Below are 21,994 nucleotides of genomic sequence, written 5' to 3'. Positions count from 1 at the left end.
ATGTATTGCATATGAAAACCCTGAAAAACTGGACCCTGGATACGCAGTCGGCAAACCATCTGGAACTGCTGGTCGATAACCAGCACCGCCTGTGCCTGTATGTGCTGGAAGAGAACCTGTTCCGCGTGCTGATCAAACGCAAAGGCGAGCTGGCGCTGGACCGCACCTGGAGCATCGCGCCGGAAAAAGACGTGCCGTGGGAAGGGCGCCGTCGTGACGATATCAGCGGCTTCACCTGCCCGACCTGGGCGCTGACGCAGCAGGACGACACGTTAACCGTGGCAACCGAACAGCTGCGCGTCACCGTGCACCAGCCGCTGTGGCTGGAGTGGCACTATCGCAATGACGCGGGCGAGTGGCAGCCGCTGGTCAACGACCGCCCCACCAGCGCCTACCTGCTGAACGCCCACGGCGACGGCGTGGCGCACTATCTGAGCCGCCGTAAGGACGAGCGCTTCTACGGACTGGGCGAGAAAGCGGGCGATCTGCAGCGCAACGGTAAACGCTATGAGATGCGCAACCTCGACGCCATGGGCTATAACGCCGCCAGCACCGACCCGCTCTACAAGCATATTCCTTTCACTATCACCCGCCGCGACGACGTGAGCTACGGCCTGTTCTACGACAACCTGAGCAGCTGCTGGCTGGATTTGGGCAACGAGATCGACAACTACCATACCGCCTATCGCCGCTGGCAGGCGGAAGCGGGCGATATCGACTACTACATTTTTACCGGCAAACGCGTGCTGGACGTTACCAAAGCCTTTGTTCGCCTCACCGGGAAAACGCTGTTCGGACCGAAATGGAGCCTGGGCTACAGCGGTTCGACCATGCACTACACCGACGCGCCGGACGCGCAAAACCAGCTGATGAACTTCATCCGCCTGTGCGAAGAGCACGCCATTCCGTGCGACTCGTTCCAGCTCTCCTCCGGCTATACCTCCATCAACGGCAAGCGCTACGTCTTCAACTGGAACTACGACAAGGTGCCGCAGCCGAAGGTAATGAGCCAGGCGTTCCACGACGCGGGACTGAAGCTTGCGGCTAACATCAAGCCGTGCCTGCTGCAGGACCATCCGCGCTACAACGAAGTGGCGGAGAGCGGCCTGTTCATTCGCGATTCGGAAACCGATGCACCCGAACGCTCCAGCTTCTGGGATGACGAAGGCTCGCACCTTGACTTTACCAACCCGCAGACGGTGCAGTGGTGGCAGAACGGCGTCACTACGCAACTGCTGGAGATGGGCATCGACTCTACCTGGAACGACAACAACGAATATGAAGTGTGGGACGGAGAAGCCCGCTGCTTTGGCTTCGGCAAGGAGATCGCCATCAAGCATATTCGCCCGGTCATGCCGCTGCTGATGATGCGCGCCTCGCTGGAAGCACAGCAGCGCTTTGCGCCAGAAAAACGCCCTTACCTCATCTCCCGCTCCGGATGCGCCGGGATGCAGCGCTACGTTCAGACCTGGAGCGGCGACAACCGCACCAGCTGGGACACGCTGCGCTATAACATCCGCATGGGGCTGGGCATGAGCCTGTCCGGGCTGTTCAACGTCGGCCACGACGTCGGCGGTTTCTCCGGCGACAAGCCGGACGCCGAGCTGTTCGTGCGCTGGGTGCAGAACGGCGTGATGCACCCGCGCTTTACCATTCACTCGTGGAACGATGACCACACCGTCAACGAGCCGTGGATGTATCCGGGCGTCACGCCTGCCATTCGCGGCGCGATTGAGCTGCGCTACCGCCTGCTGCCGTATCTTTACACCCTGCTCTGGCAGGCGCACGCCGACGACGAGCCGATGCTGCGCCCGACCTTCCTCGACCACGAGCGCGACGCGCAGACTTTCGAAGAGTGCGACGACTTCCTGCTGGGCCGCGACCTGCTGGTCGCCAGCGTCGTTGAGGCCGGACAGCGCGAGCGCAGGGTCTGGCTGCCGGATAACGAAACAGGCTGGTACGATTTTTACACCCACGCGTGGTATGCAGGCGGGCAATCCATCGTCCTCGATGCGCCGCTGGAAAAACTGCCGCTGCTGGTGCGCGCCGGAGCCGGTCTGCCGCTGAGCGAGCGCATCACGCATGTGAGTGCCGAAAAAGATACGGCACGCGAGCTGAAGCTGTTCCCGGTGAAAGGCGTCGGCACAACCTCCGGGCTGCTGTTTGAAGACGACGGTGAAAGCTGGGGCTACCAGAACGGCAATGCGCTGTGGGTGGATTGGGAGATGGTGTGCGACGGCGCAACCATCAACCTGAAGGTGAACGCGCGCGGGGATTATCGTCCAGCGTGGAAAGCGCTGAAAGTGTCGTTACCGGCGGGGGAGAAACGTACGCTGCGGGTGAACGGGGTTGAAAGGAGTGAGTGGGTGCTCTGAAGATTGCCGGGTGGCGGCTTCGCCTTACCCGGCCTACAAAGTCACCCGTCGGCCCGGTAAGCGAAGCGCCACAGGGCTTTTTTTTAGCCGTCGATACCTTTGCTGCGCAGGTAATCTTCGTAGTTACCGGTGAAGTCCACCACGCGCTCTGGCGTAATTTCGATCACGCGGGTCGCCAGGGAGCTGACGAACTCACGGTCGTGAGAGACGAAGATCAGGGTGCCCTGATACATCTCCAGCGCCATGTTCAGGGATTCGATCGATTCCATATCCAGGTGGTTAGTCGGTTCGTCCATCACCAGGATGTTTGGTTTTTCCATCATCAGCTTGCCGAACAGCATGCGTCCCTTCTCGCCACCGGAAAGCACTTTAGCCGGCTTCTTGATGTCGTCCTGGCTGAACAGCAGACGACCCAGAATGCTGCGCACCGCCTGCTCGTCGTCGCCTTCCTGCTTCCACTGGCTCATCCAGTCGAAGACGGTCAGGTCATTCTCGAACTCATATTCATGGTCCTGCGCGTAGTAACCAATCTGCGCGTTTTCGGACCATTTCACGGTACCGTTGTCCGGCTGCAGTTCGCCGACCAGGGTTTTCAGCATGGTGGACTTACCCACGCCGTTGGCGCCCAGAATGGCAATCTTCTCGCCCACTTCCAGCAGCAGGTTGAAGTTTTTAAACAGCGGGCCTTCATCGAAGCCTTTGGTAAGAGCTTCCACTTCCAGCGCGTTACGGAACAGCTTCTTGTCCTGCTCGAAGCGGATGAACGGGTTTTGACGGCTGGAGGCTTTAACCTCTTCCAGCTTGATTTTATCAATCTGACGGGCGCGCGAGGTCGCCTGACGCGATTTAGAGGCGTTAGCGCTGAAGCGGCTGACGAAGGACTGCAGGTCGGCAATCTGCGCTTTCTTCTTGGCGTTGTCCGCCAGCAGACGTTCACGCGCCTGGGTGGCCGCCGTCATGTACTCGTCGTAGTTGCCCGGATACACGCGCAGCTCGCCGTAGTCCAGATCCGCCATGTGCGTACAGACCATATTCAGGAAGTGACGGTCGTGCGAGATGATGATCATGGTGCTGTCGCGATCGTTCAGCGTCTGCTCCAGCCAGCGGATGGTGTCGATGTCCAGGTTGTTCGTCGGTTCGTCGAGCAGCAGGATGTCCGGGTTAGAGAACAGCGCCTGTGCCAGCAGCACACGCAGCTTCCAGCCTGGCGCGACTTCGCTCATCGGGCCGTAATGTTGTTCAACAGGGATCCCCACGCCCAGCAGCAGCTCGCCCGCGCGCGCTTCCGCAGAGTAACCGTCCATCTCGCCGTACTGCGTTTCCAGATCGGCCACCTTATAGCCATCTTCTTCGCTCATTTCGGCCAGCGCGTAAATGCGATCGCGCTCCTGCTTCACTTCCCACAGCTCCGCGTGCCCCATGATCACGGTGTCGAGCACGGTGAACTCTTCGAAGGCGAACTGATCCTGACGCAGCTTACCGATACGCTCGTTAGGGTCGAGCGAGACGTTGCCGAGGGTCGGCTCCAGATCGCCGCCGAGGATCTTCATAAAGGTGGATTTTCCGCTACCGTTGGCACCAATCAGGCCGTAACGGTTGCCGCCGCCAAATTTGACGGAAATGTTTTCGAACAGCGGCTTACTGCCAAACTGCATAGTGACGTTGCTGGTAACTAACACGGGGAGATTCCTGCGAAAAGTGTGATAAACATGGCATTATGCCACAATTCCGAATTGAGATCCCGTGTTGCGGCAATCCACTAAACTTTAACAAAATCGAAAAAAATGTGATTTCGTACACATCTGAATTCCCTGTTAGCGGGAATGCACATATAATGCGCTCCCATCACAGATTCAGACTTATCAACTCATCGCCAGAATGGCTTAGATACCTCGCACAACATGAACATGAAATTAACAACGCTTTTTGCGGCGGCGTTAGCCGTAGTAGGTTTTTGTAAGACCGCGTCTGCGGTGACGTATCCCCTGCCAACAGACGGTAGCCGTCTGGTAGGCCAGAACCAGGTTGTGACGGTACCAGAAGGTAACTCTCAGCCGCTGGAGTATTTCGCGGCGCAGTACCAGCTGGGCCTGTCTAACATGCTGGAAGCAAACCCGGGCGTTGACCCGTATCTGCCAAAAGCGGGTACCGTGCTGAATATTCCTCAGCAGCTGATCCTGCCGGATACCGTTCATGAAGGTATCGTGATTAACAGTGCCGAAATGCGTCTGTATTACTACCCGAAAGGCACCAACACCGTTATCGTGCTGCCAATCGGTATCGGCCAGCTGGGTAAAGACACCCCGATGAACTGGACCACGAAAGTCGAGCGTAAGAAAGCGGGCCCAACCTGGACGCCGACTGCCAAAATGCACGCGGAATACATCGCTGCGGGCGAACCGCTGCCAGCCGTAGTACCGGCAGGCCCGGATAACCCGATGGGTCTGTATGCCCTGTACATTGGTCGCCTGTACGCTATCCACGGTACTAACGCCAACTTCGGTATCGGCCTGCGCGTGAGCCACGGCTGCGTGCGCCTGCGTAACGATGACATTAAATTCCTGTTCGAAAACGTGCCGGTCGGTACGCGCGTGCAGTTCATCAACGAACCGGTGAAAGCGACCTCTGAGCCAGACGGCAGCCGCTACATCGAAGTGCACAACCCGCTGTCCACCAGCGAAGACCAGATCAACAACAACGAAGTCGTCCCTGTTACGCTGAACAGCGCGGTACAGGCGGTGACTTCTCAGCCTGACGTAGAAACGGCGATTGTTGACCAGGCCGTTCAGAACCGCTCCGGTATGCCGGTGCGTTTGAACTGATAGAGAAGCATTAAAAAAGCGGGCCTCGCTGCCCGCTTTTTTTTACCCGTTATTCACGATCACAATCCCGCCGTGGTCGTACCGATAGTGACAGTGGGCATACTCCAGCGCTGTGCCATCTTCCAGATAAATGACCTGCTCCACCTCCAGAACCGGATCAGTTTCCTCGCAGACCAGATGCTCCCTGTCCAGCGCGCTGGGCTTAAGCGCCCGCACCACCCGATACGACCCCATAATTTTCAGCCCCAGCGTCTCCTGCACGTACTGGAACACTGAACCTTCAAGATGATTTTTCGTCAGGCCCGGCACCAGATTCATCGGCATCACCGTGGAATCCAGCGACATAGGTTCACCGTTCAGCAAACGCAGGCGAATGAAGTCATAGATCGGCGCATCGGCATTGATCATCAGCGACGCCTGCTCTTTCTCGTTCGGGAAGCGCAGCTCAAAATGCACCACCTGGCTGGTTACCTTGCCCAGGTGTTCCCAGGTTTTAGTCGCGCCGAAGTAGTCGCTGCCGGAGAGATCCCACTGCGAGAGCTGGAGGAAGTTTTTGCGGATAAACGTGCCCTGGCCCTGACGGGTATAGACCAGACCTTCGACGATCAGCTGGCGCATCGCCTGCTGAATGGTCATCCGGCTGGTGCTGAACTCCGCCGCCAGCGCAAACTGGTCCGGGAGCGGTTCATTGGCGGCGTACTGCTGGCTGATAATGCGTTTCTTGATTTCCCGCGCTATGGTGATGTACTTCGCCGCCATCGTCCTTCCTTTCAGTTAGTTTTCTATCCCGCTGTTTTTCAAGGCCACTCGCTCGGCAATTTTGAGGAAAGGCAGGTAGAAGAATACACCAAATACGATGATTGCCAACTGCACCACTACCGCCCGCCAGTCCCCTGCCGTCGCCAGCCAGGCGCTGAGAATCGGGGGCGTGGTCCACGGGATCATCACCACGCAGCGCGACATTAACCCCAGCGTGGTACAGAGCCAGGCGAAGTAAATGCCGATGGCGGGCAGCAGCACAAACGGGATCATCAGCGGCAGGTTAAACACAATCGGCAGGCCAAAAATCACCGGTTCGTTGATGTTAAACAGGCCCGGCGCCAGCGACAGACGCGCCACCTGCTTCGCCGACTTTTGTCGGGAGAAGATAAAGATGGCAATCAGCAGCGAGATGGTGCTGCCCGTCCCGCCCACCATGCCAAAGGTCGGCACGAAGATGTTGTTGATGATGTGCGGGATCGGCTGGCCGTTGGCGAAGGCCAGCATGTTCTCGTTGGTGTTGATCAGCAGGAACGGCTCCAGCACCACGCTGTTAACGACTGACTGATGAATGCCGAGCGTGAACAGGAAGTTACCGAAGCTGTAGATAAAAATCGTCCCCGGCAGGCTGGTGTTGATCAGCCGCAGCGGCTGCTGGATAAAGGTCGTAATGAGATGGATCAGGTCCGTATGCAGCACGTTTGCCAGTATCGCCGCCAGCACCGCGAACAGGGAGAGCGTGAGGATCGTCGGGATCAGCGCGGTAAAGGATTTGCTCACCGCCGGGGGCACATTTTCCCCGAGCGATATGTGCAGCGCCTTCAGGCGCGAAATAGCGATAAACACTTCCGTTGAGAGCAGCCCAATCAGCACCCCGGCGAAAATGCCGGTGGAGCCGATATTGGCGAACGTCAGCACCTGCGTGACGTTCACCGCAGCGTCGCTGCCAACGGGCGTAACCTGTAAGCGCATCGGCATCATGATGATAAAACTGCTGACGGCGATAACCACTGCCGAGATCGGATTGTCGAAATCTTTGTTGCGCGCCAGCGACCAGGCAATCATCGGGGCTAGCAGCAGCGCGGCGATGTTCAGCGTGCCGTTGATAATCGCCTCACCCCACACCTTAAACTGCGCGAGCGTGTCGCCGTGAAAAATCCACGGAAACACCACGTTGTTCACCAGCACCGCCAGACCGGCGAGGATGAAAATGGGCATCACCGTGGCGAAGGCGTCGCGCAGGGAGCGAAGGTGCACCTGGTTTGCCAGGCGCGCCGAGAACTCTACAAATTTATCGACAAAAGACTGCATGTGCGGTGTTATTTTTGTTTCAGACATAGCGGATATTTCCCATCAATCAGTCACAAAAACGGCCCGGCAGCGTACGGCTTACATCTCGCGTCCGTTGGTATGGATAACCTGTTTTAACCACGCGTAGCTCTTCTTCGGCACGCGCTTCAGGTCTTTCAGGTCGTGGTTTTCACGGTTGACATAGACCACGCCGTAGCGCTTACGCATATCACCCTGAGAGCTGAGAATGTCGATCAGGCCCCAGCCGAGGTAGCCGAGAACTTCTGCTCCGTCTTCGAACATCGCCTCTTTCATGGCATTGATATGCGCCCGGTGGTAGTCAATGCGGTAGTTGTCCTCAATCGGGTTCACGCCGTCCCAGGACTCAATCACCCCGATGCCGTTCTCGATCGGGAACACCGGCAGGCGCCAGTCGTTGTAATAACGGGTAATGATGGTGCGAAAACCGAGCGGGTCGATCTGCCAGTTCCACTCGGTGGCTTTCAGGTACGGATTGTTTTTCTCGCCGTGCAGCAGGTAATAGTTCACGGGAGTGCCTTCCGGGATCGCATCGCTGTCCAGCGTTTTACTGGCATAGTAGCTGAAGGCCATATAGTCGTTTTTGGTGCGCGCCAGCAGCGCTAAATCTTCAGCGCGGTAGATATCGCCAAAGCCCTCCTGCTCCACCACCGCCATCACCGCCGGGCTGTAGCCCTGCCCGGCAAAGACGCGCAGCAGGTTCTGGTTGAGGAACTCGTCGTACTGCTGGGCGCAGAAAATATCGCGCGGTTTGCAGGTGGCCGGGTAGATCAGCTGGTGCGCCAGCATGCCACCCATCAGCTGGCCCGGTTTGGTCTGGTGCAGGTACTCGGTCAGCGACATGTGCGCCACCATGGTGTGGTGCTGCAGCTCGTACAGCTCGCGCAGGGTTTTCTCCCCTTTCATGTAGCCGGATATGCGAAACGCTTCCGGCATATGGAAGATGTTCTGCTCGTTGAAGGTCAGCCAGTACTTTACGCGATCGCCATAGCAGTCAATCATCTTTTTGCCGTAGCGGATAAAGGCGTCCATCACGCGGCGGTTGTTGAAGCCGTTGTACTCCTGCGCCAGCGCCAGCGGCATATCGAAGTGGTACAGGCAGATCATCGGCTCGATGCCGCGGGCGATGAGATCGTCGATAAAGCGGTCGTAAAACGCGATGCCTTCGTCATTGAACGGGCCGTCACCCAGCGGGCAGACGCGGCTCCATGAGATCTGGAAGCGGTAGCAGTTCATCCCCAGATCCTGCATCAGGTCGAAATCCTCCCGGTAGCGGTGATAGGAGTCGGTCGCCACTTTCCAGTCGGAGACATTCTCCCCGGCTTCACGAATGTCGTACACAGACATCCCCTTTCCGCCCTCATTCCAGGCACCTTCCGTCTGCATGCTCGATACCGAGTTGCCCCATAAAAAGTTTGCCGGCAGCTGATTGTTCATGGTCTCTCCCTATATGACTAGTCATTTAAAAATTCATGACTAGTCATATAGGTGAAGATGGCATGTCGATCAAAGCGGAGGATCGTTTTTTGTGAGACATGTCGGAAAGAAAACGTCGGGCAGGAAATGAATCGCGCAAACCCTGTTATTGAAGCCGGTGCCTTAGCCTATGCAAAATCACATTTCCCGCTCGTGCCGCTGGCTGGCCTCATAAAATCACTATTAACTTAATGAGCACGAACCACGGCCCAGGCCGGAAAATAAAAATCTTAACTCTATCAAATGGAAAATGACGCTCATGAAGATATCTACTGGCCGTATCGCATTCGCTCTCAGCTTAGCGCTGCCATGCTCAATGACTTACGCGGCAACGGTGTATACGGGTGATAAGGTACAGGGAGTGCCGGTCATCTCGACTCTGGATGTATCAGACCTGACAGCAGGACAACATCGCTTCATGTTCGAGGGGGTTGAGACAGGAACGGGACAGCGCTGGTATGTACCCATCATGGTGGCAAAAGGGAAAACGGACGGGAAGAAAGTTCTGCTGCAGGCGGGCGTCCACGGGGATGAGCTAAACGGAGTGCGCATCGTACAAAAAGTAATGGAACAACTGGACCCCGCAAAAATGAACGGCAGCGTTATTGGCATTATAGGTCCAAACCGTTCTGGACTTGAAAGGGTCTCCCGGACATGGTCCGTTTCAACCGATGGGGGTGAGACGATCGACTACAACCGCGTGCATCCGGGAAAAGAAACGGGTAACCCTGCCGAGCGTCAGGCATGGATGATGTGGAATAACGTTTACAAGGGAAATGTCGACCTGGCGATTGACTATCACACCCAGTCTACCGGAACGGCTTATCCGCTGTTCATTTATGCTGACTACCGCAATGCGGATGCCCGGACTATTGCAGAACTTTTTCCGGCAGATCAAATCAAGAAAGATCCCGGTGAAGCCGGCTCAATGGAAACTACCTTTATTCAAAATGGTATCCCGGCGATAACGGCCGAGACGGGAGAGCCGAGGATTTACCAGCAGGATATGATTGCCCGGGGTGTAGAGGGTGCCCGCAATGTACTGATCCATTACAAAGTGATTGAAGGCAAAATCGGCGCAACCGCCAGCAGCAATAAAACGTATATTGGTAATGCTATCAGTTCAATACGAGCAGCCACGGGTGGGTTTGCGGAAGTATTCGTTAAGCCCGGCGATACGGTAAAAGCAGGACAAGAAGTCGCCCTGCAGCGAAATGCGTTCGGTGATGTTGTCGCGAAGTATTCAGCAGAACGGGACGGCAAAGTACTGTCAATTGGAACAGATGTAGTCAGAGAGCCCCGAGCCCTGCTGGTAAGAGTTCTTGAGCAAAATCCAGCGGCAACCTGCAAAGACGGTTGCTGATTTCCGCCAGAGCCCATCGTTGAATCGGCAAAAGCATGCTCAGTGAAATAAGCCGCTTTCGCCGATTGCTGTAACGATGGGCAAAGAAATTTAAAAATCACCTCGATACGTTTTTAAAATATCCAATCCCAATCGTCTTACGGAAACGCCAGTCCTGCCATTGAGGCCATAAAACATGGGCGATCATCGCGATAGCTATCCATCGGAACCAGGTGGCAAACGTATTACTATATCCCTGAGGCTCTTTATATCCCTTCACCCATCCATCATACCCTCGCTCGCCAATTAAGGTGTCCGGGAATCCACCATCCGCGTTCTGGAAGTCCAGCAATTTCACGAGCATACTGCGGAGCCATTGTTCAATTTCATCACTGCGATATGGGCAACGCGCGTGGCCGTGCGCCAGAATATCGATAATATCGACATCAATACAGCCGCTGCGAATGGCTAGTGGTTGTTCCAGGCAGCGGCTTATTGACTGGTTAAAATAGGGAATATTTTCATCGAGTGCATAAAATACATGTAAATTATGCGTCGCACCGCAGAGCGCAAACAATAAAGCTTCCTGGCTGTACTGTTGACCCGGGCCCCAAAAACCTGAATAGGGCTCGCTTTGCTGATTATGCCAGAAGATCATATCCTGCAAACGTTGAGTCGCAGGACCGTTCGGATCTCTCAGCTGTTCGAGTAACAAAAAACTTCCGATATTGACGATATTGTTACCTTCCAGCCAGGGATCGCGCATATCACGTTGACCTAACCATGCCCAAAAATACTGAGCGTCGAGGTAGGGTTTCAAAAATGGCAGCTCGATTCTATCCAGTTGATCCAGCACTTCCAGCGTCCCCATACAATAATTTGTTGTATGAAAAAGCATGTACTGGCGCGTTTTTTCAGCATCCGGTCCTTTCCATGTTTCGTTCCAGCACAATCCCGGCAACTGGAAAAAACCGTCCTCCCGCTGATGGCCCAATATCCAGTCCGCAAGCGCTTCTTTCCCGGCGATCTCATCACCCAATAAAATGCGAGCCATCGTGCCATCATAGGTTCCCGGCAGAAGCATCTGTGGCCATTGTTCGGGCTGGTGAAGTTCGCTAACGCGTAACACGCCAGGCGTTGCGTTGGGGTGTTGCATTTTCTTTAGCCAAAGAAGACTTTTCTCTCTGGCTGCAAGAATACGTTCCTTTAACAGACTATCGGTAAATGACATGTTCGGTACCCGTAGAGTTATTATTACTTAAATTTAGCCGCAGACATTGCAGGAATTAATAAATGCATTATCAGGAAACCCAGTAAATAGGCAAAACCGCCCATCAGGAAAATAGACCAATAGCTTCCAGTTGCCTGTAAAATATGTCCTGTGGCCTGCGTAAAAAGAATTGAACCGAGAGAACCGATCAGGCAACCAATACCAACAACAGCACCCACCGCCTGTTTTGGGAACATATCGGATACGCTGGTATAAAGATTGACTGACCAGCCCTGATGCGCTGCCACAGCAAGCCCAATCAGCAGCACAGCGCACCAAAGACTGGAAACATTCGAGACCAGTAAAATAGGAAGCACGCAGGTAGCGCATAACAATAATGTCGCTTTACGCGCTTTATTGACGGCCATACCACGGTTTACCATCCATGCCGGGAGATAACCACCTGCAAGACCGCCCATCGTTGCCAGAATATTGATTATAACCAGGGGCATCGCCATATGTGCCATATCAATACCGCGAGCGTCATGCAGCCACTTCGGTAACCAAAAAAGGAAGAACCAGAAAATCGGGTCAGTGAGAAATTTGCAAATGGCGAATGCCCAGGTCTGCTTATATTTCAGCAAACCCAACCAGCTGATTTTTTGAGGTGTTTGTTCTTTAATACCTGCTTCATCATCCTGATTAATCCAGGATAATTCTTCTTTATTAACCTTTTTAATTCTCTCCGGCTTTCCGTATAATATTAACCAGAAAACAATCCAGATAAACCCTACGGCACCGGTTACGATGAATGCTTCACGCCCCCCCCACTGTAATGCTATCCAGGGAATAATAACAGGAGCAAAAATATTACCGACATTGGAACCCGAATTAAAAATACCCGTTGCGAAAGCACGCTCTCGTTTCGGGAACCATTCTGCGGCAACCTTCACAGCTGAAGGGAAGTTAGCACTCTCCCCCAACCCAAGGAAAATTCGCGCGTAAATAAATCCGATAACGGTACCGACCATTCCGTGAGCCATCGCAGCTAAACTCCAGATGGCCAGTGCGATAGGTAAAACCAGGCGTGCACCATAAACGTCGACGAAACGTCCACACAGGAATAAACCTAAGGCATAGGCAGCCTGAAATGCCGTAACTATATTACCGTATTCAATTTCATTCCAGCCAATATCTTTTTGTAATATTGGGGCGAGCAACCCTAAAATAGATCTGTCGAGATTATTTATGGTCACTGAAAAAAAGAGCAACGCGCAAATTGTCCATCTATATCGACTGGTTGTAGAACCAATATTTACTGCCTCATTACTGACACCATCCTGCAACTGACCCATCGTATTTCCTCCGTCACGATTTAATAATCGTATCCAAACAGACCCTGTAGTCATCATTTTCAACCAGTGTACGTGATCCGCTCTGGATGAATGACGGATAAGAAACAGAAGTGAGATCCCTGAAGTCCTGCCCTCATTTTATGTGAGTCATATCGCGCCTCAGGGTTACAGATGTGATCAAAATCACCCTGGTAAAATCAATTATGAGATTTGCATCACATCAAAATTGGGGTCCTATTTGACCTCCATCACATTTACATGTTTTTTCCTCTCTACTGCTCCTCTGTTGATGAAGAACATCTCCAGCGTCTGAATTCGAGCCGTTATTCTTCAGAAACACCTCTTTTATGAAGGATATCCCATGCTGGAAAAATCAGACCTGGCTGAAAACGCCGTTGAATGCTTACATAACGAGCAATATGACCAGCCGTATAATAAGCAGAATCTCAATCATACTAATCTGTTATTCACGGGTGGCCGAGACCGTGAAAGCCTGAGTGGCGAATGGCGCTTTACGCTGGATCTTCACGACACAGGATTAAGACAAAAATGGTATCTATTAGAGGAAATCGATGCTGAAACACGTCGCGATCCTTACGATTACGATCCTTTTTCGGGCGATACCGTTCCGGTGCCGGGATGCTGGCAAATGATGAAAGAAAAATGGTTTTATTTTGAAGGGAGCGCGTGGTACACCCGGGAAATTGATTACCTCAAACAGGACGTGGATGAACGTATTTTCTTACGCATAGGCGCAGCCAATTACGATTGCAAAATTTTTGTCAATCATCAGTTTATAGGTAACCACTATGGGGGCTCTACCCCATTTTGCGCTGAATTAACGCCTGCATTGCAACCGGGAAAAAATGTGGTGATGTTATGTGTGAATAACACCCGCACTACTGACAGGCTACCCTTGAGAAATAATGACTGGTTCAACTACGGCGGGATATACCGCGAGATTGATATTATTCGAACGCCGCAAACTTATATCAAGGATCTGTTCGTTTATTTAGTTCCAGACGGAAAATACAATAAAATAGCCGTGAGAATAGCAGTGGAAGGTGATGCGCGAGAGGTGAATTTCTCTCTCGCTGAACTGGGCATCTCCGTAACACTGCCGGTGATTAATGGCGTTGCTGAAGCTAACCTGTCTGCTGAGCCGCAGATTTGGTCTCCTGAGTACCCTAAATTGTATCGTGTTATGGCATCGCTGGGACGAGACTGTGTCAGCGACCGCGTGGGTTTCAGGCAAATTGACGTTGTAGGTACGGATATTCGTCTAAACGGTAAGTCGCTCTATCTACGCGGCGTAAATTGCCACGAAGATGACGTATTATTGGGAAAAATGACCAACGAAGCGGATATCCGCCGCCGTTTTCATGATGCTAAGGAGCTCAACTGCAACTACCTGAGGCTGGCGCATTACCCTCACCATGAGATGGTCGCGCGTATTGCGGATGAGGTCGGTTTGTTGCTTTGGGAAGAAATTCCAAACTACTGGGCGATAGATTTTAAAAATCCGGCAACGCAGCGCGATGCGCATAACCAGTTAATGGAGTTAATCTATCGCGATCGAAACCGTGCCAGCGTAATTATCTGGTCCGTAGGTAATGAAAATGCCGATACCGATGAGCGCCTGGATTTTATGAGCATGTTGATTGAAGCTGCCCGCAAGGCCGATCCCAGCCGTTTGATTTCTGCCGCCTGCCTTGTCAATCATGCAAAAATGAAGATTGAAGATCGTCTGGCAGATTATCTTGATATTATCGGTCTGAATGAGTATTACGGCTGGTACGAAGAGAATTTTGACGATCTGATTGTGCTCGGTGAAAACTCGTCGCCAACAAAGCCTGTTGTCATCACTGAAACTGGTGCCGAGGGCGTTCCGGGCGAACATGCGCCTCAGTCGGGGCCATTCTCGGAGAACTACATGGCGGATGTTTATCGCAAACAGACCGAGTATCTGCCAAAACTCAATTATGTGCGCGGTTTTACCCCATGGTTGTTGTATGACTACCGTACGGAAAGACGTCAGAACCCCTATCAGAAAGGATTCAATTGCAAGGGACTGATTACCGCAGATAAAATAACGCGTAAAAAAGCATTTTATGTATTGCGTGATTTTTATCAGCAATTAAAAAATGCCGGGTCATAATTGATCAATTTTCTGTCAAACTTTCTGCCAGGCTAAGTAGCCTGGCAGGATCAAATAGCATAGCCAGATAGTGTGGCTGTTGTTGTTCTTCTTTATCAATCCACCCAGAAATCCGAATGGCCAGAAGGCGCAGTTCATTAATTTCGTTATTTAATTCAAATGTCGATATGCCACTCTCGTGGCCGTAACGATCTACCATGATTTTCATAGCGACACTTCGCGCGACTCTGTTGAACATTTCAGTGTAGTACGGGACGCGATCCCAGACGCGTTTGAATAAATCTTTTTTATCATCCGACATCTCAATAGACTGTATTATTTGAAAGAGCCGGTTACGCGAGTCTTGTGCCAAAAACATAGCGCGTTCTTTCTCTAACACTAATTGCTGGAACTGTTGCCGTCCGATATCGGGATCGTTTATCGGGAACAAGACCGTCGCCGCATAATCATCAGATTTAAGCAAATGCAACTGCAGTTGTTTTACGGCTTGCGCATAGCTTACCGGGACCTGGCTAAAATGGTGTAAAACATGTCCCAAAATATAGGGTGTCTTCCTCATCCATTCATAGCTGCAGGCGTACAATTGATGAAAGATGTTTAATTCAGCCACATCTACCTTACGCTCAAGCATATCCGTGAGCCAGCAGTGAAACGCCTGTTTTTCGGACATAAATATTTCACGGCCAAACATCGCTAAGCCATGCAGGTTCACTGAATTTACTGAATTAATCAGGGAACTGTTAGAGATCCATTCCCAACTAAGCCGTCCCGTAATCGCTTCCAGCTCCTCACCGGCCATACTTTCGACCCAACTCAGACGGCCCTGTATTTCCTCTAATAAGTAGCACGGTAGCAGAGTCCAGCCATACTCCAGCCCCCACATATCAAACTCAATCCACTTGATCCGCCCTGCAAGCTGAGTCAATAGAGGATTATTTACAAAACCCGGGCGATAACCATGAGCAACCGCTTTTATCGATACCCTCACATCCGGAGGTAATACCTGCAACGCATTGACTAATTGCCATGATGCTGCCTCATCCTCCATATAGTCACGCAGGACCATTTTTTTTCCCAGACTTCGCAATGTCTGATAGAGGAAGGGGATTGTTGAGACCCAGCTGGCTTTATAAGGTTGATGTCGATGAAGATTAACAATCATTCCATCAATGCCGGATAACTGTTCTAAGGCTTCAAAGAGTGCGTGTTGATAAAAATTTTTCCAGAAAATTTCATCTGCACTAATATTATCAACCAAAGCATATTCTGGATATTTTTCTTGTATTTTTCCATCCCGCGGCAGTGCTTCGCCTTGCAACCAAACTCCAATACCCGATGCCTGACAATAACGACATAATCGTTGCAAATACAATAAATGTTCCTGGTGCTCACGCAACAGATTTTCACGACCATGTTGGCAATACTTTGAAGGAGGGACTAATAAAGATAATAAATTCTGCTGATTAATGACAAGCCCATTAAATTTGTCCCTTATCATCACTGAAATGACATTCTGCAAGTATGGCCAGTGCCAGATCAGCGAAGAGTTTACTTCTAGTAAACGAAGAGGAATTGAGCTCTGCACTTAAAGAAACCACACTAAGAACGTTTGCCATGACTTACATTTTATAGCTTTTATTTTTCATTCACCACATTTCTTTGTTCATAGACATCCTGAATTCCTAATTACAGTAGTGATACGGTTTGCCTTTAAAAAGCAGCATCTCGTCATTTACTTATCTCTCATCCCCGGCAGGCGAAGCGCCACCGGGGAAAAGGAAGGTTACTGTTGCGCTAGCTGATTGCTGCGATATTCCCCCTGACGCTCCAGCATCCAGCCAGGGTATTCCCGCGGCAGCGCGCTCACCGCATCCAGCTGTTTGAGCTCGTCTTCGCTTAAGCGGATCCCGGTGGCGGCAATGTTGTCGTCCAGCTGTTCGACGCGTTTGGCCCCGATAATCACGCTGGTCACGGCTTTTTGATGCAGCAGCCAGGCCAGCGCGATTTGCGCGACGGAGACGCCCTTGCTTTCGGCAATCACGCGCATCACGTCCACGCAGTCAAAGGCGCGCTCTTTGTTCACCGGCGGGAAGTCAAACTCCAGACGGCGGCTACCGGCTTCGCTCTGCCCGTCGCGGCCATATTTTCCGCTCAGCAGGCCGCCTGCCAGCGGGCTCCAGACCATTAGCCCGACGCCTTCGCTCTGCATCATCGGCACCAGCTCGCGCTCAAGATCGCGTCCGGCGATGGTGTAATACGCTTGGAGGGATGCGAAACGCGCCAGCCCGAGACGCTCGGAAATGCCCAGCGCTTTGGCAATCTGCCACGCCGCCCAGTTCGAGACGCCGATATAGCGCACGTGGCCGTGCTGCACCAGGTTATCCAGCGCATACAGTGTCTCTTCAATCGGCGTGGCCGGGTCGAAGCCGTGCAGCTGATAGAGATCGATATGATCGAGCTGCAGGCGGCGCAGGCTCTCCTTCACGCTGCTGATGATGTGATAGCGCGAGCTGCCGCGCGAGTTCACCCCTGCCGTTCCGGTTTCGCCAAACACTTTGGTCGCGACCACCACGTTCTCGCGCGGAATTTTCAGGTTTTTCAGCGCCTGGCCGACGATCTCCTCCGAACGCCCTTCCGAGTAGACATCCGCGGTGTCGATAAAGTTGATCCCGGCATCCAGCGCGCGGCCCACCAGCTGTTCTGCTTCGCTTTGCTGGAGCTGTCCAATCTTGCCCCACATGCCGCCTTCACCGCCGAACGTCATGGTGCCGAGGCACAGTTCAGAAACGAACAGACCGGTATTGCCCAGTTTTTGATAACGCATAAGATAATCCTCGCATGTCGTTTAAGGGGTACACGATAGTTATACCCGCCCCTCAGCCATCGCGAATGTGGTGTTCCTGTCCGTTTCTTGCCCAATCCTCTGAATTTATCCGCGCGGGGCGTCGCCAAAGACGCTGTAGTCCGGTAATTGCACCTGCTGATACGGTTCCCAGCCGCCGCCGAGCGCCTTGTAGAGCGCCACCAGATCGAGCGCGCTTTGCACCTGCGCCTGCGCGCGCTGCTGCTGGGCCTGCGCCAGCTGACGCTGGGCGTCCAGCACGTCGATAAAGCTGGCGATCCCCTGGCGGTAGCTGTCGCTGGCTAAATCGAAGGCGTTTTGCAGGGCATCAATGGTTTTCGCCAGGCCCGCCTCACGCTGCTGGTCGGTGCGATAGCTCACCAGCGCATTTTCGACATCGCCAAGCGCGGTGAGCACCGTCTGACGATAGTCCAGCACCGCCGCCCCCTGCTGCGCGCGCGCCACCTTCACGCTGGAAACCAGCCGCCCGCCCTGGAAGATGGGAATGGAGACCTGCGGGCCAAAGCTGTAGAAGTGGCTGCTCCAGTCGGTCAGCCAGTTGGTTTCGCTGTTGCGCAGGCCAAACTGCCCGGAGAGGGTAAAGCTCGGGAACAGCTCCGCCACCGAGACGCCAATTTGCGCCGTAGCAGCATGGAGGTTCGCCTCAGCTTCGCGCACGTCCGGACGGCGTCGCGCGAGCGTAGACGGAATGCCGGTCTGCACGATATCCGGCAATGCGGGCATCGGCTGCACGCTTTGTAACTCCGCATCGAGCGCACCCGGCGGCTTGCCGAGGAGGATCGCCAGACCGTTCATCGCCTGCCGCTCCTGCGCCTGGTACTGCGGCAGCTGCGCCTCCAGGTTGCCCAGTTGCGCCCGCGCATTTTCTACATCCATCTGCGGCGACAGCCCGCCCCGCTGGCGGCTTTCGGTCAGATCCAGCGTCTGCTGCGCGCTTTTAATCTGGGTGTTCAGCGTGGCGATAATGCTCTGCGCCCCGCGCAGCTGGAGCCACGCGCGCGCCACTTCCGCCTCCAGCGACACCAGCGCGTCGTTACGCTGCTCGATAGCGGCTTTCTGCTGCGCTTCGGCGGCTTCCACCTGCCGGCGTACCTTGCCCCACAGGTCGATTTCCCACTGGGCGTCGAAGCTGCCCTGGTAGAGGTTGATCGGCTGCGTCAGGGGGCCTAACGCGCCCCGCAGCTCAGGATCGACATTATCCAGCTGGTCGTACACGCCGTGGGACTTCAGCTCCCCTTCCAGCCCGAGCTGCTGGCGCGTCGCCCGCAGATTGCCGTTCACCGACGGGTAAAACGCCCCGCCCGCCTGGTTAATCTGCTCACGCGCTCCGGCGATGCGCAGCACCGTCTGCTGCAGCGTCAGGTTCCCGGCGATGGCGCGCTCAACCAGGCTATCTAACTGCGGCGAACCGAAGGTTTTCCACCAGCGCGGGTTTGTCGCGGCGGAGGTAGTCTGCGATTTCACCGTGCTGTCGACCTTATCGTTCCAGTGCGTGACGGCAGGGGGTGCGGGCGGCTGATAGTCCGGCCCGACGGCGCAGCCTGCCAGCAGCATCATTATCATCAGGGGGTGTAAACGTCTGTGTATCATCAATGTGCTCCTGCACTCCCCTCGCTCTTAACCGGCGAGAGCAACAAACAAAACGGAATCAGTAACAAGGCCACGGCGCTCAGGATGGTGAAGACGTCGATGTAGGCCAAAAAGCGCGACTGCTCAATCATGGTCTGGTACATGCGTCCGGTGGCAATCCCGATGGGGTCCCCTACCTGGGTGGTGAAGTTCTGGATTGCCTGGGCGCTTTCGCGTATTGCCAGCTGGAACTGCTCGTTAAACGGCGAGGCGTGGTACGCAAGGTGCGCACTGTGCGCCTGAGACCGTTCGGTGATGGCCGCCGTCGACAGCGAGATCCCGACCGAGCCCGCCACGTTGCGGAACATGGTAAACAGCGCCGCCGCATCGGCATTCAGCCGTCTTGGGATCGAAATAAAGGCAATGGTGGTCAGGGGCACAAACAGGAATCCCAGTCCCAGCGACTGGGCGCTGCGGAACAGTACCAGCGTCTCGAAGTCGATATCCGGGGTCAGCGTGCGCGACCAGAAGAACGACACCGCCAGACAGGTAAAGCCAAAGGCGATAATCCAGCGCGTCTGTACAACCGGCATCAGCTTCAGCACCAGCGGAATAGTCAGCACAATCAGCACCGCCCCGGGCGACAGCACCAGCCCGGACCAGGTGGCGGTATAGCCCAGGTCCTGCTGCGCCAGCTGCGGGATCACCACGGAACTGCCGTACAAAATCATCGCCATCCCCGCCATCAGCAGGCTGGAGATGGCAAAGTTGCGGTCCTTCATGCAGTGCAGATCCACCACCGGCTTTTTGGCATACACCAGCCAGTAAATGGCACCGATAATGCCGATTAGCGTTAACACCGCGAAGGTACGGATAAAGTTCGAGTAGAACCAGTCCTCATCCTCTCCCCGGTCAAGCATCACCTGCAGGCAGCCAAGCCCTAACGCGATCAGGCCGATCCCCGTCCAGTCGATACTCAGCTTCTCTTTTGATTTGCTCTCCCACGGAGGATCTTCCAGCAGCTGGTAGATCGCCAGCACCGTGACAATCCCCACCGGAATATTGATAAAGAACACCCAGCGCCAGGAGTAGTTGTCGGTGATCCAGCCGCCCAGCGTCGGGCCGAGGACCGGTGCAACGATAATCGCGATGGATGAGAGCCCAAACGCTTTGCCCCTGTCCTCCGGCTTGAAGTAGTCGAGCAGCACCGACTGCTGCGTGGGCTGCAGCCCGCCGCCAAAAAAGCCCTGCATCACGCGGAACAGGATGATCTGCCACAGCTCGGTGGCAATCCCGCACAGAAACGAGCAGACGGTAAACATGACGATGCAGATCAGGAAGAACTGCTTGCGGCCGAACACGCGGCTCAGAAACGCCGAGATGGGCAACACGATGCCGTTCGCGACCAGGTAGCTGGTTAATACCCAGGTAGATTCGTCATAGCTGGACGAGAGCGAACCCGCCACGTGGGGCAGCGCCACGTTGACGATGGTGGTGTCCAGAATTTCCATAAACACCGCCAGGGTGACGACAATCGCCACCGCCCACGGATTGCTGGCGGGCTTCCAGCTGTCGTGGCTGTGATCCGTCATTCCACCGTCACCTTCGGTGCAACCGACAGCCCCAGCGGCAGCGGTTTGTTCGGATCGAGGCCTTTATCAATCACGATTTTGACCGGCACGCGCTGCACAATTTTGACGAAGTTACCGGTGGCATTTTCTGCCGGGAAGGCGGAGAAGCGCGAGCCGCTGCCCTGCTGGATACTGTCTACGTGCCCCTCAAGCTCCATATCCGGCCACGCGTCGACGGACACGGTGACCTTATCGCCCGGCTTCATGCGCTCAAGCTGGGACTCTTTGAAGTTCGCCACCACCCACACGTTCGGCGAAACCAGTGAGAACAGCGCCGTTCCCGCCTGCACCAGGGTGCCGGGCTGCACGTTGCGTTTGGTGACAAATCCGTCGAACGGGGCGCGGACTTCGGTGTAAGAGAGATTCAGATTGGCCGTTTCAAGCTGCGCTTTCGCCTGATCGACCTGACGCTCGCGCGCTTCAACGTTGGTTTCCTGCTGGCGGATTTGCAGCTGTACCTGCTCTGCCACTTCCAGCTGCGCCTGGGCGCTGGCCAGCCCTGCCTGGGCGCTACGCAGCTGAGCGTTCGCGGAATCAATGCTTTGCTGGGTGGTTGCCCGCGGGTCGACGCCGCGCTGGCGACGGTACTCCGCCTGTGCGTTAGCCAGATCGGCCTGCGCTTTCAGCACCTGCGCTTTGGCTTCGTCACGCTGGGCGGGATACTGGACTTTTGAAAGCGCCAGCTGCGCCTGGGCCTGATGCAGCTGCGCGATAGCCAGCCCAAGCTGGGCCTGGGCCTGATCGCGCTGCGCGGTGGTATCTCGCGGATCGATGACCACCAGCAGATCGCCCTTTTTCACGCGCTGGTTATCGCGCACCCGAAGCTCGGTGACGTAGCCCGCCGTTTTCGGGGCAATCGTCACCACGTCGCCGTCGGTAAAGGCGTCGTCAGTCGTCTCTTCGTTACGGGTTAAAAACCACCAGACCAGCGCCACGACGACCATTACCACGACGACAATGCCGAGGATAATTAACGGTTTCTTGCCCGGGCGCTTACGCTCATTATTGTTTTTGTCCTGCTCGTCAGCAGGCGGGTTTTGATCTTCAGCCATAGTTCAGCAACGGTCCTGTCAGTGAGCGGCATCACACTATGCCGTTCACTAAA

Annotated in this window: 15 protein-coding genes; 4 read left to right on the top strand and 11 right to left on the bottom strand. The window is 54.5% G+C overall.

What is annotated here, in order from left to right:
• Nucleotides 1–11: 11 nt before the first annotated feature.
• Complete coding sequence (locus tag ACW9E7_RS05420) at nt 12–2,375, top strand: glycoside hydrolase family 31 protein (RefSeq protein ID WP_458727368.1); 2,364 nt, start codon at nt 12–14, stop codon at nt 2,373–2,375.
• 83 nt (nt 2,376–2,458) lie between these two features.
• Here the strand turns inward: ACW9E7_RS05420 and ACW9E7_RS05415 are convergent, their stop codons facing one another.
• Entirely contained in the window at nt 2,459–4,054 is a 1,596-nt protein-coding gene (locus ACW9E7_RS05415; protein WP_008501187.1) for an ABC-F family ATPase, read from the bottom strand.
• A gap of 222 nt (nt 4,055–4,276) precedes the next feature.
• Here ACW9E7_RS05415 and ldtB point away from each other — a divergent pair, with 222 nt between their 5' ends.
• Entirely contained in the window at nt 4,277–5,197 is a 921-nt protein-coding gene (ldtB, locus tag ACW9E7_RS05410) for a L,D-transpeptidase (RefSeq protein WP_023335026.1), read from the top strand.
• 42 nt (nt 5,198–5,239) lie between these two features.
• Here ldtB and ACW9E7_RS05405 read toward each other — a convergent pair whose 3' ends face one another.
• The 3 genes from ACW9E7_RS05405 to ACW9E7_RS05395 are packed head-to-tail and all read right to left on the bottom strand — an operon-like array spanning nt 5,240 to nt 8,722.
• Complete coding sequence (locus tag ACW9E7_RS05405; protein ID WP_115874566.1) at nt 5,240–5,956, bottom strand: GntR family transcriptional regulator; 717 nt, start codon at nt 5,954–5,956, stop codon at nt 5,240–5,242.
• 15 nt (nt 5,957–5,971) lie between these two features.
• Complete coding sequence (locus ACW9E7_RS05400) at nt 5,972–7,294, bottom strand: PTS sugar transporter subunit IIC (RefSeq protein ID WP_458727367.1); 1,323 nt, start codon at nt 7,292–7,294, stop codon at nt 5,972–5,974.
• A gap of 51 nt (nt 7,295–7,345) precedes the next feature.
• Entirely contained in the window at nt 7,346–8,722 is a 1,377-nt protein-coding gene (locus ACW9E7_RS05395) for a glycoside hydrolase family 1 protein (RefSeq protein ID WP_458727366.1), read from the bottom strand.
• Between the two features lie 298 nt (nt 8,723–9,020).
• Here ACW9E7_RS05395 and ACW9E7_RS05390 point away from each other — a divergent pair, with 298 nt between their 5' ends.
• Nucleotides 9,021–10,124: a M14 family metallopeptidase gene (locus ACW9E7_RS05390; protein ID WP_458727365.1), complete on the top strand. Its 1,104-nt coding sequence runs from the start codon at nt 9,021–9,023 to the stop codon at nt 10,122–10,124.
• Nucleotides 10,125–10,221: 97 nt separating this feature from the next.
• On the opposite strand, the gene ACW9E7_RS05385 is transcribed toward ACW9E7_RS05390, so the two are convergent.
• Both ACW9E7_RS05385 and ACW9E7_RS05380 read right to left on the bottom strand, forming a co-directional pair.
• Nucleotides 10,222–11,334 carry a hypothetical protein gene (locus tag ACW9E7_RS05385; protein ID WP_458727364.1) on the bottom strand — a complete coding sequence of 371 codons (1,113 nt, stop codon included), beginning with the start codon at nt 11,332–11,334 and terminating at the stop codon, nt 10,222–10,224.
• Nucleotides 11,335–11,357: 23 nt separating this feature from the next.
• Nucleotides 11,358–12,668: an MFS transporter gene (locus tag ACW9E7_RS05380; RefSeq protein WP_458727363.1), complete on the bottom strand. Its 1,311-nt coding sequence runs from the start codon at nt 12,666–12,668 to the stop codon at nt 11,358–11,360.
• 361 nt (nt 12,669–13,029) lie between these two features.
• On the opposite strand from ACW9E7_RS05380, the gene ACW9E7_RS05375 reads away from it, so the two are divergent.
• Nucleotides 13,030–14,826 carry a glycoside hydrolase family 2 protein gene (locus tag ACW9E7_RS05375; RefSeq protein WP_458727362.1) on the top strand — a complete coding sequence of 599 codons (1,797 nt, stop codon included), beginning with the start codon at nt 13,030–13,032 and terminating at the stop codon, nt 14,824–14,826.
• A gap of 4 nt (nt 14,827–14,830) precedes the next feature.
• On the opposite strand, the gene ACW9E7_RS05370 is transcribed toward ACW9E7_RS05375, so the two are convergent.
• The 5 genes from ACW9E7_RS05370 to ACW9E7_RS05350 form a co-directional block, all read right to left on the bottom strand.
• On the bottom strand, nt 14,831–16,411 hold the full coding sequence (locus ACW9E7_RS05370) for a hypothetical protein (RefSeq protein ID WP_458727361.1): 1,581 nt from the start codon (nt 16,409–16,411) through the stop codon (nt 14,831–14,833).
• Between the two features lie 198 nt (nt 16,412–16,609).
• Complete coding sequence (locus ACW9E7_RS05365) at nt 16,610–17,650, bottom strand: aldo/keto reductase (protein WP_133294049.1); 1,041 nt, start codon at nt 17,648–17,650, stop codon at nt 16,610–16,612.
• A 105-nt stretch (nt 17,651–17,755) separates the two neighbouring features.
• A complete protein-coding gene (locus ACW9E7_RS05360; protein WP_458727360.1) occupies nt 17,756–19,279 on the bottom strand; it encodes an efflux transporter outer membrane subunit in 1,524 nt (507 codons plus the stop codon).
• Entirely contained in the window at nt 19,279–20,850 is a 1,572-nt protein-coding gene (locus ACW9E7_RS05355) for a DHA2 family efflux MFS transporter permease subunit (protein WP_458727359.1), read from the bottom strand. Before ACW9E7_RS05355 ends, ACW9E7_RS05360 begins: the two co-directional genes overlap by 1 nt.
• On the bottom strand, nt 20,847–21,941 hold the full coding sequence (locus tag ACW9E7_RS05350; protein ID WP_047742414.1) for an HlyD family secretion protein: 1,095 nt from the start codon (nt 21,939–21,941) through the stop codon (nt 20,847–20,849). Before ACW9E7_RS05350 ends, ACW9E7_RS05355 begins: the two co-directional genes overlap by 4 nt.
• Between the last annotated feature and the right edge of the window lie 53 nt (nt 21,942–21,994).

The sequence above is a fragment of the Enterobacter sp. H2G27 genome (assembly GCF_054403075.1).
This window is presented reverse-complemented; position numbering and strand designations above follow the sequence as displayed.

What these genes read in the sequence shown, in the direction of transcription:
- ACW9E7_RS05420 (WP_458727368.1), top strand. Translation starts at nt 12, where the DNA reads ATGAAAACCCTGAAAAACTGGACCCTGGATACGCAGTCGGCAAACCAT.
- ldtB (WP_023335026.1), top strand. Translation starts at nt 4,277, where the DNA reads ATGAACATGAAATTAACAACGCTTTTTGCGGCGGCGTTAGCCGTAGTA.
- ACW9E7_RS05405 (WP_115874566.1), bottom strand. Translation starts at nt 5,956, where the DNA reads ATGGCGGCGAAGTACATCACCATAGCGCGGGAAATCAAGAAACGCATT.
- ACW9E7_RS05400 (WP_458727367.1), bottom strand. Translation starts at nt 7,294, where the DNA reads ATGTCTGAAACAAAAATAACACCGCACATGCAGTCTTTTGTCGATAAA.
- ACW9E7_RS05395 (WP_458727366.1), bottom strand. Translation starts at nt 8,722, where the DNA reads ATGAACAATCAGCTGCCGGCAAACTTTTTATGGGGCAACTCGGTATCG.
- ACW9E7_RS05390 (WP_458727365.1), top strand. Translation starts at nt 9,021, where the DNA reads ATGAAGATATCTACTGGCCGTATCGCATTCGCTCTCAGCTTAGCGCTG.
- ACW9E7_RS05385 (WP_458727364.1), bottom strand. Translation starts at nt 11,334, where the DNA reads ATGTCATTTACCGATAGTCTGTTAAAGGAACGTATTCTTGCAGCCAGA.
- ACW9E7_RS05380 (WP_458727363.1), bottom strand. Translation starts at nt 12,668, where the DNA reads ATGGGTCAGTTGCAGGATGGTGTCAGTAATGAGGCAGTAAATATTGGT.
- ACW9E7_RS05375 (WP_458727362.1), top strand. Translation starts at nt 13,030, where the DNA reads ATGCTGGAAAAATCAGACCTGGCTGAAAACGCCGTTGAATGCTTACAT.
- ACW9E7_RS05365 (WP_133294049.1), bottom strand. Translation starts at nt 17,650, where the DNA reads ATGCGTTATCAAAAACTGGGCAATACCGGTCTGTTCGTTTCTGAACTG.
- ACW9E7_RS05360 (WP_458727360.1), bottom strand. Translation starts at nt 19,279, where the DNA reads ATGATACACAGACGTTTACACCCCCTGATGATAATGATGCTGCTGGCA.
- ACW9E7_RS05355 (WP_458727359.1), bottom strand. Translation starts at nt 20,850, where the DNA reads ATGACGGATCACAGCCACGACAGCTGGAAGCCCGCCAGCAATCCGTGG.
- ACW9E7_RS05350 (WP_047742414.1), bottom strand. Translation starts at nt 21,941, where the DNA reads ATGGCTGAAGATCAAAACCCGCCTGCTGACGAGCAGGACAAAAACAAT.